This is a genomic window from Xanthomonas sp. MLO165 (genome assembly GCF_018831305.1).
In the GTDB taxonomy this organism is placed as follows: domain Bacteria; phylum Pseudomonadota; class Gammaproteobacteria; order Xanthomonadales; family Xanthomonadaceae; genus Xanthomonas; species Xanthomonas arboricola.
The window spans coordinates 3,147,940-3,161,736 of sequence record NZ_CP029263.1; the positions used below are offsets into that span (position 1 = coordinate 3,147,940).

At 65.0% G+C, this 13,797-nt stretch carries 9 protein-coding genes; 2 read left to right on the forward strand and 7 right to left on the reverse strand.

Features of this window, described 5'->3' with window-relative positions; genetic code table 11:
- Together DGN21_RS13260 and DGN21_RS13265 are read right to left on the reverse strand one after the other, a co-directional pair.
- Nucleotides 1-3,144 (reverse strand): efflux RND transporter permease subunit, encoded by a 3,144-nt coding sequence (locus DGN21_RS13260; RefSeq protein WP_126965906.1) that lies wholly within the window; start codon nucleotides 3,142-3,144, stop codon nucleotides 1-3.
- Between the two features lie 16 nt (nucleotides 3,145-3,160).
- Nucleotides 3,161-4,387 (reverse strand): efflux RND transporter periplasmic adaptor subunit, encoded by a 1,227-nt coding sequence (locus tag DGN21_RS13265; protein WP_126965905.1) that lies wholly within the window; start codon nucleotides 4,385-4,387, stop codon nucleotides 3,161-3,163.
- A gap of 130 nt (nucleotides 4,388-4,517) precedes the next feature.
- Between DGN21_RS13265 and DGN21_RS13270 the strand changes: the two genes are divergently transcribed.
- Complete coding sequence (locus DGN21_RS13270; RefSeq protein ID WP_039526278.1) at nucleotides 4,518-5,135, forward strand: TetR/AcrR family transcriptional regulator; 618 nt, start codon at nucleotides 4,518-4,520, stop codon at nucleotides 5,133-5,135.
- Between the two features lie 158 nt (nucleotides 5,136-5,293).
- Here DGN21_RS13270 and rtcA read toward each other — a convergent pair whose 3' ends face one another.
- From rtcA to DGN21_RS13285, 3 genes are all read right to left on the reverse strand, one after another.
- On the reverse strand, nucleotides 5,294-6,469 hold the full coding sequence (gene rtcA / locus DGN21_RS13275; RefSeq protein ID WP_252374663.1) for an RNA 3'-terminal phosphate cyclase: 1,176 nt from the start codon (nucleotides 6,467-6,469) through the stop codon (nucleotides 5,294-5,296).
- 30 nt (nucleotides 6,470-6,499) lie between these two features.
- Complete coding sequence (locus DGN21_RS13280; RefSeq protein ID WP_039526275.1) at nucleotides 6,500-7,720, reverse strand: RtcB family protein; 1,221 nt, start codon at nucleotides 7,718-7,720, stop codon at nucleotides 6,500-6,502.
- A 561-nt stretch (nucleotides 7,721-8,281) separates the two neighbouring features.
- A complete protein-coding gene (locus DGN21_RS13285; RefSeq protein ID WP_126965903.1) occupies nucleotides 8,282-9,832 on the reverse strand; it encodes a VWA domain-containing protein in 1,551 nt (516 codons plus the stop codon).
- A gap of 187 nt (nucleotides 9,833-10,019) precedes the next feature.
- Here DGN21_RS13285 and rtcR point away from each other — a divergent pair, with 187 nt between their 5' ends.
- Complete coding sequence (gene rtcR, locus DGN21_RS13290; RefSeq protein ID WP_102251800.1) at nucleotides 10,020-11,630, forward strand: RNA repair transcriptional activator RtcR; 1,611 nt, start codon at nucleotides 10,020-10,022, stop codon at nucleotides 11,628-11,630.
- Nucleotides 11,631-11,838: 208 nt separating this feature from the next.
- Here rtcR and DGN21_RS13295 read toward each other — a convergent pair whose 3' ends face one another.
- Nucleotides 11,839-12,333 carry a transcriptional repressor gene (locus DGN21_RS13295; protein ID WP_039526270.1) on the reverse strand — a complete coding sequence of 165 codons (495 nt, stop codon included), beginning with the start codon at nucleotides 12,331-12,333 and terminating at the stop codon, nucleotides 11,839-11,841.
- 15 nt (nucleotides 12,334-12,348) lie between these two features.
- Nucleotides 12,349-13,752 carry a glutamate--tRNA ligase gene (gene gltX, locus DGN21_RS13300; protein ID WP_065032529.1) on the reverse strand — a complete coding sequence of 468 codons (1,404 nt, stop codon included), beginning with the start codon at nucleotides 13,750-13,752 and terminating at the stop codon, nucleotides 12,349-12,351.
- Nucleotides 13,753-13,797 lie beyond the last annotated feature (45 nt).

Consider the following 13,797-nt stretch of genomic DNA (forward strand, 5'->3'; position numbering starts at 1 on the left):
TCAATGTCCTGCCGGTTGCGGTGCGGGCGAAATGGGCTGCGCGCGGCGGGTGAACAAGCCGCTGATCAGCACGAAGAACAACGGCACGAAGAAGATCGCCAGGATCGTGCCGGACAACATGCCGCCGATCACCGCAGTGCCCAATGCATGCTGCGCGCCTGCACCGGCACCACTGCCGAGCACCAGCGGCACCACGCCTAGGATGAAGGCCAGCGATGTCATCAGGATCGGCCGCAAGCGCATGCGTGCTGCCTCCAATGCGGACTCGATCAGGCTCTTGCCGCTTTCATGCAGTTCCTTGGCAAATTCCACGATCAGGATCGCGTTTTTCGATGCAAGACCAATGGTGGTGAGCAGGCCCACCTGGAAGTACACATCGTTCATTTTCCAGGTCAGCATTGCGCCCAGCAGCGTGCCGAACACGCCCAGCGGCACCACCAGGATCACCGAGAACGGAATCGCCCAGCTTTCGTACAACGCGGCCAGACACAGGAACACGATCAGGATCGACAACCCGTACAACAGGCCGGTCTGGCCGGTCGAGGATTTCTCCTGCCGCGACAACCCGGTCCACTCGTAGCCGATGCCCGGGGGCAACTTGGCCGCCGCCGCTTCGACGATCTGCATCGCCTCGCCACTGGACGCAGCACCCGGCATCGCCATGCCCAGGATCTCCACCGACGGCACGCTGTTGTAGCGCTCCAGACGCGGCGAGCCCGAACTCCAGCTGGCAGTGGCGAAAGCGTTGAACGGCACCATCGTGCCGGCGCTGTTGCGCACGAACCAGCGGTCGATGTCCTGCGGATTCATGCGGTACACCGCATCGGCCTGCAGCATCACCTTCTTGACGCGGCCCTTGTCGATGAAGTCGTTGACGTAGGTACTGCCCCAGGCGCTGGAGAAGGTGTTGTTGATATCGGCGATCGACACGCCCATGGCCTGCGCCTTGTGCGAATCGATTTCCAGCTTGAACTCGGGCGTGTCTTCCTGCCCGTTCGGGCGCACCGCCACCAGCCGCTTGTCCTGCGACAGCTCAGCCAGCAGCTGGTTGCGCGCCTGCATCAAGGCCTCGTGGCCGAGGTTGGCGCGGTCCTGCAGCATCAGGTCGAAGCCGGTCGCATTGCCCAGCTCCGACACCGCCGGCGGTGCGAACGCAAACACCTTGGCATCGCGAATGGTGCTGAAGAACGCACCGGCCTTGCCCGCCACGTCGGTGACGCTCTGGCCCTTGCCGGTGCGCTCGTCCCACGGGCGCAACTTGACGAAGGCAAAGCCCACGTTCTGGCCGGTACCGGCAAAGCTGAAACCGGAGACCGCGAAAATGCCGGCAACCGAGTCCTTCTGATCGACCAGGAAGTGATGCTCCACCTGCTTGAGCACCTCGCCGGTGCGCGCATCGGTGGCACCGGGCGGCAACTGCACCAGCACGAACAGCGTGCCCTGGTCCTCGTCCGGCAGGAAGCCCACCGGCAGCTTCATGAAGCCGAACACCACCAACGCCAGCAACACCGCGTAGGCCAGCATGTAGCGCCAGCCCTTGCCCAGCATGTGCCGCACCACGCCCTGATAGCCGCTGTTGCCACGATCGAACAGGCGGTTGAACCAGCCGAAGAACCCGGTGGTCGCCAGACCATGGCCCTTCTCCACCGGCTTGAGCAAGGTGGCGCACAGGGCCGGAGTCAGGATCATCGCCACCAGCACCGACAAGGTCATGGCCGAGACGATCGTGATCGAGAACTGCCGGTAGATCACACCGGTGGAACCGCCGAAGAACGCCATCGGCACGAACACCGCGGCCAGCACCAGGGCCACGCCGACCAGCGCGCCGGAGATCTGGTCCATCGACTTGCGCGTGGCGTCCTTGGGCGACAACTGCTCCTCGCCCATCACGCGTTCGACGTTTTCCACCACCACGATGGCATCGTCCACCAGCAGGCCGATCGCCAGCACCATCGCGAACATGGTCAGCGTGTTGATGGTGAAACCGAACGCCGCCAGCACGCCGAAGGTGCCGAGCAACACCACCGGCACCGCGATGGTCGGGATCAAGGTCGCGCGGAAATTCTGCAGGAACAGGTACATCACCAGAAACACCAGCACCACCGCTTCGATCAGCGTATGCACCACCTGCTCGATGGAGATGCGCACGAACGGCGTGGTGTCGTACGGCTTCTGCACCTTCATGCCGGGGGGGAAGAATTTCTCCTGCTCCTCCAGGCTCTTGTCGATCGCGCGCACCGTATCCAGCGCATTGGCGCCGGTGGCCAGCTTGATCGCCAGACCGGCGGCCGGCTTGCCGTTGTAGCGGCCCACCGTGTTGTAGCTCTCGCTGCCCAGCTCGATGCGTGCCACATCGCGCAGGCGCACCTGCGAGCCATCGGACTGCGTGCGCAGCAAAATGTTCTCGAACTCCTCGGCGGTCTTCAGCCGGGTCTGCGCGGTGATGGTGGCATTGAGTTGCTGGTTGGGCACCGCCGGCAACGCGCCCAGCTGGCCGGCGGAAACCTGCGCGTTCTGCGCCTGGATCGCGGTGCGCACATCCACCGGAGTCAGGCTGAAGTTGTTCAACTTGTTCGGGTCCATCCATACCCGCATCGCGTACTGCGAGCCGAACAAGGTGGTGTCGCCCACGCCTTCGACGCGGCTGATGGTTTCCTGCACGTTGGCCGCCACGTAATCGGACAGGTCCGAATCGCTCATGCTGCCGTCTTCGGAAGTGAAGGCCAGCACGTTGAGGAAGTTGGTGGCCGACTTGGTCACCGTCACGCCCTGCTGCTGCACTTCCTGCGGCAGCAACGGCGTGGCCAGCGACAACTTGTTCTGCACCTGCACCTGCGCAGTGTCCGGATCGGTGCCGTTGTCGAAGGTCAGCGTGATGGTCACCGCACCGCTGGATTCGCTGGTGGAGGCCATGTAGCTGAGGTGGTCCAGCCCCTTCATCTTCTGCTCGATGACCTGGGTGACGGTGTCTTCCAGGGTCTTCGCCGAGGCGCCCGGATAGTTGGCGGTGATGGCGACGGCGGGCGGCGCGATGCTGGGGTATTGCGCAATCGGCAAGGTGGCGATGGACAGGATGCCGGCCAGCATCACGATGATGGCCAACACCCAGGCGAAGATCGGACGATCGATAAAGAAGCGTGCCATGACGTGTGATCCCGCCTCAGTTGGCCGCACGCGGTGCGGTCGGGGCGGAAGGAGTGCCGGCGGCTGCACTGCCGGCACCGGCAGCCGGCCTGCCCTTGGGCTGCCACGGCACGGTCTTGACCTTGATGCCGTCGCGGGCGTGCGAGACGCCTTCGACCACCAGTTGCTCGCCGGCCTTCAGGCCGCTGCGCACCAGCCACTGGTCGCCGACTTCGCGGTCGGTTTCCAGCACGCGCAGGTGCAGCTTGTGATCGGCACCGACCACGAAGGCGGTGGGCTTGCCGGCGCCATTGCGCGAGACCGCCTGCTGCGGCACCAGCACGCCCTGCTCCTTGATGCCTTCCTGCAGCACCGCGCGCACATACATGCCCGGCAACAACTCCGCATTCGGGTTCGGGAACACCGCGCGCAAGGTGATCGAGCCGGTGTTCTGGTCGACGGTGACATCGGAGAACGCCAGGTGGCCCTGCAGCGGATAGGTGCTGCCGTCTTCCAACAGCAGCGACACCTTGGCCGCGTCGTCGCCGGCCTTCTCCAGCTCGCCGCGCGCCATCGCCTGCTTCAGGCGGAGCAAGGCCGCGCTGGGCTGGGTGACGTCGATGTAGATCGGGTCCAGTTGCTGGATGGTGGTCAGCGCGGTGGCCTGGTTGGCGGTCACCAAGGCGCCCGGGGTGACGCTGGAGCGGCCGATGCGGCCGGAGATCGGCGCGTCCAGGCGCGCGAAGGCCAGGTTGATGCGCGCGGTTTCCACGCTGGCCTTGCCGGCGGCCACATCGGCCTCGGCCTGGCCCAGCGCTGCGGCGGTGTCATCGCCATCCTGCTGGCTGATCGCCTTGATCTGCACCAGTTCGGTGTAGCGCTCGGCCTTGAGCCTGGCAGTGCGCAGGTTGGCCTGCGCCTTGGCCAGGGTGGCCTGGGCGCTGGCATAGCTGGCGCGGTAGGTCGCCGGATCGATCTGGTACAGCGTCTGCCCGGCCTTGACGTCGCCGCCCTCGGTGAACTGGCGCGACTGCACGATGCCGCCTACCTGCGGGCGAACTTCGGCGATCAGGTAGGGAACCGTGCGTCCAGGCAGCTCGGTGGTCAGGGTCACCGGCTGCGGCTTGACGCTCAGCACGCCCATTTCGGGCATGCCCTCCTCCGGCGGCGGGCCGCCCGGCGGGCTGCCGCAGGCACTGAGCAGGACGGTGGCAGCAACGGCAGCAGCGAGCAGGGGCAGGCGAAACGAAGCATGAGGACGCACGAGGAGGTCTCCGACGGGACGCAGGATGGTTAAATCTAAACGGTACGGTTCGGTATCCTAATAAGCGCATCCGTGGGCGTCAAGCATTCCTGCCCAGTCGGTATACTTAAGCGCCCAAGGGAGTCAGTGGATGCGGGTCAGAACCGAAGAAAAACGCGACGCCATCGTGCAGGCGGCCAGCGAGGTGTTCCTCGAACTGGGCTTCGAAGGCGCCTCGATGTCGCAGATCGCCGCCCGCGTCGGCGGCTCCAAGCGCACGCTCTACGGCTATTTCCCGTCCAAGGAGGAGTTGTTCGTGGCGTTTGCCAAGGACATGTCCGACCGCTACATCGACCCGCTGCTGGACGCGCTTTCGCAGAGCAACGGCCCGGTCGCCGAGACCTTGCAGCGCTTCGGCGAGGACATCCTCGGTTTCCTGTGCGCGCCCAGCTCGATCACCATCTGGCAGACCATCATCGGCGTGTCGGGGCGGTCGGACGTGGGCGCGCTGTTCTTCAATTCCGGTCCGGAAGAAGGCGTGCAACGCATGGCCGATTACCTGCAGACGCAGATGGATCGCGGCGCGATCCGCTGCGCCGACGTCCTGATCGCGTCAAGGCAGTTCGGCGGGCTGCTGGAGGCGGAAACCCTGATGCCTTGCCTGTTCGGCGCACTCAAGGACCCCTCGCCCGAGTATCTGCGCGGCGCCGCGCAGCGCGCGGTGGAGATGTTCCTGGCGGCGTATGCGCTCGAGTCGGCACCGGGTTGATGCATGGGGCAGGCATCGCGCGAAAGCGCACTCCTGCACTGCGCACGCTCGTCAGAGGGCATCGCCCAGTGCGGCAATGCCGTTGTGCATGACACTGGCCTTCAGGTGTCCCACGCCGGGCGCGCAGGCGCTGCCGCCAACGCCACGCCTGCCCCACTTCAGCGATACACAGACACGCGCCACTGACCATCTGCCATCGGCAGCCAGGTGATCTCCACCGGCAGGAACTTCTCGATCAGCCGGGCATTGCTGGCCAGATGCTTACTGATGGCATCGGTCGTGAACCCGCCACTGCCGGCCAGCGCCATCGGCAGCAGCAACTGGTCCGACAGATACTCGCCAACGCAGGCGCCACCATCGAGATACCGCTGCACCTGATCGGCAAGGCGCTCGCCCACCCGCTCGGCGGGCACACCGCGCTCGCCGTAGCCGGCAAAGGTCTCGACATGCGCTGCATGGCGCACACGCACAAGCGCAACATTGCCCGGTCCCAGCGCAGGACGCACGCTTTCCACATTGCGCGGGCTAGGGTCCACGCCCAGACGTGCAGACAACACGCGTAGCTCGCGATGCCCAATCTTGGTCGACAACCCGGAAATCAGGATCTTCGCCTCGATCGACTCCAACGCCCCACGTGCATCGAACACCGCGTGCTGGAGCTGCGCACACGGCTCCACCGCCACCCGCAGCACTCCACCGCCGGCCGGATAGAAGCCATGGCGCTCCAGCACCGCCGACACGCGCACGCCCATTCGCTGCAAGGCAGGCAGATAGCAGTCGGCGATGAAGTCCACATTCGGCGCCAACGGGTTGTGCGTCCCGCCTTCGAAGGTCAGGCTGGAAGGGGTTGCTGCCTGCCAAAGCGCAGGTAGCACCGTCTGCAACACCAGGGTGGCAGAGCCCGCACTTCCGGTCGCAAAGCGATACGTCCCCGGCAACACCTGGCCCGGCTCGAACCGCAATGCCGTCGCGCCGATCTGCGCGCCATGCGTACGCGCCTGACCAATCGCCGCCGCCGCATTGACGGCCGTCAGGTGCTGACGCATCAAGCCCGGGCGTGAACGTGCTCCGCGGATGTTGTGCATGACAAAGCCGGTTCCGGTGCACAGGCTCAACGTCAATGCGGTGCGCAACAACTGTCCACCGCCTGCCGCTCCATCGATTTCAATCATGTCCATGACGCACGTCCATTCAAATAAACGCCCCGATGTCGAGATCGGGGCTGTCAATACCTTGCCGGCGCAGTGTAGGTGGATCCAATACCCAGGCGGCGCCCGCTGGCTGCACCTGCACTGCAGCGGAGTGTCCGATGCCGCAGCGTCGATGCAACGCATCGCCAGGGCTGCGGCAACCGATGCGCAGGCCTATCCCTTGACGCAGACCACCTGCCGAAGCGTATGCACGATTTCCACCAGGTCGCGCTGTGCATGCATCACCGCCTCGATCGGCTTGTACGCCGCGGGCGACTCGTCCACCACGTCCTGATCCTTGCGGCATTCCACATGCGCCGTGGCCTTGATGTGGTCGTCGAGGCTGATGCGCCGCTTGGCCTCGGTGCGGCTCATGACCCGGCCGGCACCATGGCTGCAGCTATGGAAGCTGTCGGCATTGCCGAGCCCGCGCACGATGAAACTCTTGGCGCCCATGCTGCCGGGAATGATGCCCAGCTCGCCCTTGCGGGCACTCACCGCCCCCTTGCGCGTCACGAACACGTCCTTGCCGAAGTGGTGCTCGCGGCTGACGTAGTTGTGGTGACAGTTGACCGCCTCCGCCTGCGCCTCGAACGGCTTGGCGATGACCGTGCGCACGGCCGCCACCACGTGCCGCATCATGATTTCACGATTGATTCGCGCATAGCGTTGCGCCCAATCCACTGCAAACACGTAGTCGGCATAGTGCTCGCTGCCTTCCGGCAGGTAGGCCAGGTCCTGGTCCGGCAGGTTGATCATCCAGCGCCGCATTTCGTTCTTGGCCAGCTGGATGAAATGGTTGCCGATGGCATTGCCGACGCCGCGCGATCCGGAGTGCAGCATGAACCATACGCGCTGCGCCTCATCCAGGCAGACCTCGACGAAATGGTTGCCGGTTCCCAGCGTTCCCAGGTGCTGCAGGTTATTGGTCTTCTGCAACCGTGGATGGCGCTCGCAGATCAACGCAAAATCGCTCGCCAGCTGCGACCAGCCATCGATCGCATGCCCCGGCGGGGTCTGCCATGCCCCCTTGTCGCGCGCACCCGGCGTGCGCCCGTGCGGCACCGCGCGCTCGATCGCGCTGCGGATCGCGGCCAGGTTGTCCGGCAGGTCGCTGGCCACCAGCGTGGTACGCGCTGCGATCATGCCGCACCCGATATCCACGCCGACTGCGGCAGGCACGATCGCGCCGATAGTCGGCACCACCGACCCCACCGTAGCCCCCTTGCCCAAATGCACGTCGGGCATGACCGCGATCCAGCGGTGGATGAAAGGCAGCTTGGCGATGTTCTGCAACTGCTGGCGTGCTTCGTCCTCGAGCGGAACGCCGCGCGTCCACAGCTTGATCGGGGCCGCACCCGGCTGGGCAATCACATCGTAGTGTTCGATGCTCATGGAGATACTCCTTGTAAATGACTGAATAAAAGCGCGGTGACAAAAGTGATGGAACGCTCTGCGGAACGCCGGCGTTAACCGGCGTGACACAGCGGGAATCGAACCCAACCCAATCAGGGGAACCAAAGTAGTTCCATCGGCATTCACCGCAAAACCAAACCACGTTGCCTGCGACAAGATCAATGAAACGCACGCTCTACCACTGAGCTACCGTCGTGACGGGCGGGATTCGAACCCGCGACAATGGAGTTTCACTTGCATTCGCACGACAACGCAGACAACAAGACCGACGGCGACCACGACAACGGAGATGAAACATCCTGCTCTAACCAGCTGAGCTACCACCCCACACAGGGTGGGCGGGACTCGAACCCGCGACCTGGAGCGTAAGAGGCTGTAGTTTCATCGGCATTCGTGACCACCGACGGCGAAACCTGTAGGTGGCAACCAGACCATGACACTGCTGCCAGGTCAGTTGCTACCGCTTGTTCAACACATAGCATTCCTGCCACCACCCGGCGGGCCCCATTGCCCGCCGGGTCTGCACACGTCCGTGTGTGCTCACAGCTCGATCGAGCCGATCCGCTCGACCCAGCGCGTCGCACCCGCACCCTGCGCTGCGAACGTCGCGATCAGGTCGAACACCGCATCGCTGAAACCGCCGACATGCAGGATGTCGTCGCGCTCCAGCGTCTGGCTGGTCGCGACCGGCTGCAAGTCGATGCACACCATGCGGGCCTGAGGACAACGCGCCTTCAACCGCGTCCATTCCTGCATGGTTGCCGTTGCCGCACCGCTGCGGGTATCGCGCCAGCTTTCGTTGTCCGACACCAACACCAGCAGATCCACCTGAGCCCGCATTGCGTTCAAGTGCGCCAGCGGCGCACTGACGCTGGTGCCGCCACCGCATTGCGCCGCCAACTGCTGCGCCTGGGTGAGCACGCTGTCGCGTGGATTCAACCGCAGCGGACGCACCTGCGTGTCGAACGGCAGCACTGTGGCTTGCGGGTTCGTACGCTGCACGCACGCGGCGATCAAGGCCGCCACATCCACGCAACGCACGCTGGTGGTCGCCCCCTTGCGGTAGCCGGTGACCGGCGATGCCATCGATCCCGAGACATCGACCGCCACCACCACCTTGCCCTCCAGCACCGGCACCTGCCGGGTCGCGATTTCCATCGCATCCTGCAAGGCAGCACCGATCTGCGGCGGCAACTGGCTGGCCGCGGTGTAGGCCACCTGCAATTGATACGGAAACACACGGGAACGCTGGATCTGCTCCGGATCGCGCAGGCGTGCGGCCACCTTGGCCACCATCGTCGCATCGGCAAACACGCCATGACGCGCAAACGTATTGAGGTTCATCCTTAACGTCTGCCACGACACCCGCTCTGCCAGCAGTGCCCAGTGCGCCCGCGTCAACGGCACTGCCGTGTAGTACTGGAACGGCAGATCCGGCAACGCCTCGCCCGGCGAACGCTTGAACGCCTCGTACGCCTGCAGTACCGCCGGCAATGCGGTCTCCTGGTAGGGCTTGCCGATCACCCATGCATACAGGGCCTCGCGCTCGGCATCAGCCGGCTTCGGGTGCACCATGCGGATCACGTCGGCTAGCGACGGCTGCTGCCCGATCGCCGCCTGCACGATGGTGGCCACCGACGCCTGCTGCAACCACTGCCGCACCATGCGCTTGGGCAGCGAACCCAGCGACTTGCGCCCGACCTGACCGCTGCGCATGATCTGCACGAAGTTGCGCAACAACCGGCCGTTGTCGACCACGCGGGGAAACGCACGGGCAAAGACCTCCGCGTCGCGGGTGGTCAACGTCGCCAGCAACAATGCCGGCATGTCCTTCATGTGCGCTACCTGACGTGCATAGATCGCGGTCTGCGCAACGAATGCCGGCGGGACCCGCTCGCACAAGGTCAGCATCTGCTGCAACTGCGCGTCGGCGCTCGCATAGTAGGTGCCGTTCAAGCAGCCGGTAGCCGCATACAACGCCAGCGCACCACGCGGCGTGCGCTCATAGGCGCAACCGCCGGCCTCGTTCTGGGCGGCCGCCTTGGGCAGCAATGTGCCACGCGGCGAGGAGAAGAGTTGAAGATTGGCCATGTCCGGCTCCTGGCGGGAACTGCCCACGGTGGGACGATGAGCCATACTCAGCAATGCGCGTGCCAACTTTGGCAGCCAATGCATAAGGCACTGTTTTGCAAGGGTTTAATTTTATTTCCATGACACGCCGGCACGGCGAGTTTGATATTTTTCGTATACTCCAGGCGCGCTATTTATCTGGATGGATATGGACAGGACCAAGGTCATTTTCGGCATGCTCGGCGTGCAGCTGGATGCCGGCACCGGGCCGGGACGCTGGGAAAAGTGGAGACCCACCGTGTCACTGGGCATGCACGACGACTTTTTGGTTGGCCGCGTCGAATTGCTCGCCGATGCGCGCCGCCATGCAAAATTGGCGAGTGTGGTCTGCAATGATCTTGCCCAGGTGTCGCCAGACACCCAGGTGCAACAGCACGACACCTACCTGGCCGACCCTTGGGACTTCGAGGGCGTGTACGCCACCCTGCACGACTTCTTTGCCAGCTATACGTTTGCGCCGGAAGATGAGGACTATTACCTGCACATCACCACCGGCAGCCACGTCAGCCAGATTTGCTGCTTCCTGCTGACCGAGAGCCGGCACTTCCCCGGCCGGCTGCTGCAGACCTCACCGCCCCGCAAGCAAGGCAGCGGGGAGGCGGGCAGCTATGCGGTGATCGATCTCGACCTCTCCCGCTACGACCGCATTGCGCAGCGTTTCGCGCAACAGCAGATGCAGGACCGCGCCCTGCTCAAGAGCGGCATCGCCACGCGCAACCCCGCGTTCAACCGGATGATTGAGCAGATCGAGACGGTAGCCACGCGCTCCAAGGCGCCGATGTTGCTGATGGGACCCACTGGCGCCGGCAAGAGCCAGCTGGCCAAGCGCGTGTTCGAGCTGAAGAAACTCAAACACCAGCTGGGCGGACGCTTCGTTGAGGTGAACTGCGCCACGCTGCGCGGCGATGGCGCCATGAGCACGCTGTTCGGCCACACCAAGGGCGCCTACACCGGCGCGATCAGCGATCGCCCCGGACTATTGCGCTCCGCCCACCAGGGGCTGCTGTTCCTGGACGAAATCGGCGAACTTGGGCTGGACGAACAGGCCATGCTGTTGCGCGCCCTGGAGGAGAAGCGCTTTTTGCCGGTCGGCAGCGACAAGGAGGTGGAAAGCGAGTTTCAACTGATCGCCGGGACCAACCGCGACCTGCAGCAGCAGGTGCTGCAAGGGCGCTTCCGCGACGACCTGCTGGCACGCCTGAATCTGTGGACCTACCACTTACCGGGACTGGCCGAGCGCATGGAGGACATCGAGCCGAACATCGATTTCGAACTGGAGCGTTGGTCGCGCGAACAGCATCAGCGGGTCGCCTTCAACCGCGAGGCGCGTGCGCGCTACCTGGCCTTCGCGACCAGCGCAGAAGCGCGCTGGAACGGCAACTTTCGCGACCTCAGCGCCTCGGTCATGCGCCTGGCGACCCTGGCCAATGCCGGCCGTATCCAAACCGAACTGGTGGACGAGGAAATCATTCGCCTGCGCCAGCAATGGAATGGTGCACAAGCGGCGTCGCCGCTGGAGGCCTTGCTGGGCGATGGCGTGGAGCAGCTGGATCGCTTCGATCGCGTACAGCTGGAAGACGTGGTGCGCCTGTGTGCGCGCAGCAGGTCGCTGTCGCAGGCTGGCCGCGAGCTGTTCGCGGTTTCGCGCGGACAGCGCGCCAGCACCAACGACGCCGATCGCCTGCGCAAGTACCTGGCGCGCTTCGGCCTGGACTGGGAACAGGTGAGGATGAGTCCAGATACCACAGCGCAACGCTGAGGCCACAAGGCCTCAGCGTTGCGAGGCAAGCTGCTGCGCGAGCATCACTCGCCGTGTAATGCCCCCGTTATTTCCGGGACGCGAGCGCGCGCTACCTACACGCTGAGCCCGGAATCGCACTCTGCTCGGCATCGCCGCAGCATAACCAGGCACCGTCTGCCCACGACAACGACAACTTTGTCGGTCAGCGACTGCCGCGCGCCGGCGGTCAGTCGGCCACCGCGCACTTGGCGCACAGGCCGTGCACTTCCAGCGTCTGCGCCTGCGGCTGGAAGCCCAGCGCCTTGGCGCGCGCTTCCAGTTGCGCCACCACCTCGCGGTCTTCCAGTTCCACCGCGCTATGGCAGCGGTCGCAGATCAAGAACGGCACCGAGTGCTGGGCGCTGTTGGGGTGGTGGCAGGCGACGAAGGCGTTGACCGACTCGAGCTTGTGCACGAAGCCGTTGGCCATCAGGAAATCCAGCGCGCGGTACACCGTGGGCGGAGCGTCGGCGCCAACGCCCTTGCCTTCGCGCACCCAGTCCAGCAGTTCGTAGGCCTTGACCGGCTTGCCGGCGTCGGCGATCAGCCGCAGCACATTGGCGCGGATCGGCGTCAGCCGCAGGCCGCGCTCGCTGCAGGCGCGCTCCACCGCGCGCACGAAGCCGTTGGCGTCGTCGACATGGTGATGCGGTGCAGTGCAGGCGTGTTCGTTGGTTTTCATCACAGGCTCCGGCGGTCAGCCCGCCCCTATCTTGATGAGTGCCGCATCGATGCGTTTCAAGGCGCCCTCGCGTCCGGCCAGGTACACCGTCTGCGAAATGTCCGGGCTGACCTGGGTGCCGGTGATGGCCACGCGCAGCGGCTGGGCCACCTTGCCCATGCCCAGCTCCAGCGCGGCGGCCGCGTCGTGCAACGCGGCCGAGACGGTCTCCACGCTCCATTCGCTCTGTGCCGCCAGCAGTTCGCGCGCCTTGCCCAGCGGCACTTCTGCGCCCAGCTTGAGGTGCTTCATCACCGCCGCCTCGTCGTAGGTTTCCAGCGGCTGGTACCAGACCACGGCTTTTTCGGCCATTTCCTTCAAGGTCTGCACGCGCTCGCGCAGCGCCACCACCACATCGGCGGCGGCCGGGCCGGCGGCGACATCGATGCCCAGCCTGGCGAGCTGGTATTCCAGCTGCGGGGCGATGCTGGCCGGGTCGTCGGTCTTGAGGTAGTGCTGGTTGACCCAGCCCAGCTTGGCCATGTCCAGCCGCGCCGCCTTGGAATTGACGTTCTTCACGTCGAACAGGTCGAGCAGTTCCTGCCGACTGAACAACTCCTGGTCGCCGTGCGACCAGCCCAGACGGGCCAGGTAGTTGATCAGCGCATGCGGCAGATAGCCGGCGTCCTTGTACTGCATCACGTCGGCCGCGCCGGTGCGCTTGGACAGCTTGGCGCCCTGCTCGTCCAGGATCATCGGCATGTGCGCGAACTTCGGCACCGGGGCGCCCAGCGCCTCATAGATGTTGATCTGGCGCGGCGTGTTGTTGATGTGGTCGTCGCCGCGGATCACCTCGGTGATGCCCATGTCCCAGTCGTCCACCACCACCGCGAAGTTGTAGGTGGGGAAGCCGTCCGGGCGGAAGATCACCATGTCGTCGAGCTCGCTGTTGGCGATCTCGATGACGCCCTTGATCAGGTCGTCGAACACCACCGTGCCGCCGACCGGATTCTTGAAGCGGATGACCCGGTTGGGGTCGTCGCGGTACGGCAGGTTCTGCTCGCGGGCGGCGCCGTTGTAGCGCGGCTTTTCCTGCCTGGCCATCGCGGCCTCGCGCATGGCGTCGAGTTCCTCGCGGGTTTCGTAGGCGTAATAGGCCTTGCCCTGGGCCAGCAGCTGCTCGGCGACCTCCTGGTAGCGGGCGACGCGCTGGGTCTGGTAGATCGGGCCTTCGTCGTAACCCAGGCCCAGCCATTCCATCGCCTCCAGGATGGCGTCGATCGCGGCCTGGGTGCTGCGCTCACGATCGGTGTCTTCGATGCGCAGCACGAACTGCCCGCCGCGGCGGCGTGCCTCCAGCCAGCAATACAGGGCGGTGCGGGCGCCGCCGATGTGCAGGTAACCGGTGGGGCTGGGGGCAAAACGGGTGCGGCAGGTCATGGAGCGCTCGGCAAAACGGGAGTCGGCCGATTTTACCTTGACCAG

Coding starts and splice junctions, on each gene's coding strand:
- rtcA (WP_252374663.1), bottom strand. CDS start 6,469: ATGCGTTGCATCGACGCTGCGGCATCGGACACTCCGCTGCAGTGCAGG.
- DGN21_RS13280 (WP_039526275.1), bottom strand. CDS start 7,720: ATGAGCATCGAACACTACGATGTGATTGCCCAGCCGGGTGCGGCCCCG.
- rtcR (WP_102251800.1), top strand. CDS start 10,020: ATGGACAGGACCAAGGTCATTTTCGGCATGCTCGGCGTGCAGCTGGAT.
- DGN21_RS13270 (WP_039526278.1), top strand. CDS start 4,518: ATGCGGGTCAGAACCGAAGAAAAACGCGACGCCATCGTGCAGGCGGCC.
- gltX (WP_065032529.1), bottom strand. CDS start 13,752: ATGACCTGCCGCACCCGTTTTGCCCCCAGCCCCACCGGTTACCTGCAC.
- DGN21_RS13295 (WP_039526270.1), bottom strand. CDS start 12,333: ATGAAAACCAACGAACACGCCTGCACTGCACCGCATCACCATGTCGAC.
- DGN21_RS13285 (WP_126965903.1), bottom strand. CDS start 9,832: ATGGCCAATCTTCAACTCTTCTCCTCGCCGCGTGGCACATTGCTGCCC.
- DGN21_RS13260 (WP_126965906.1), bottom strand. CDS start 3,144: ATGGCACGCTTCTTTATCGATCGTCCGATCTTCGCCTGGGTGTTGGCC.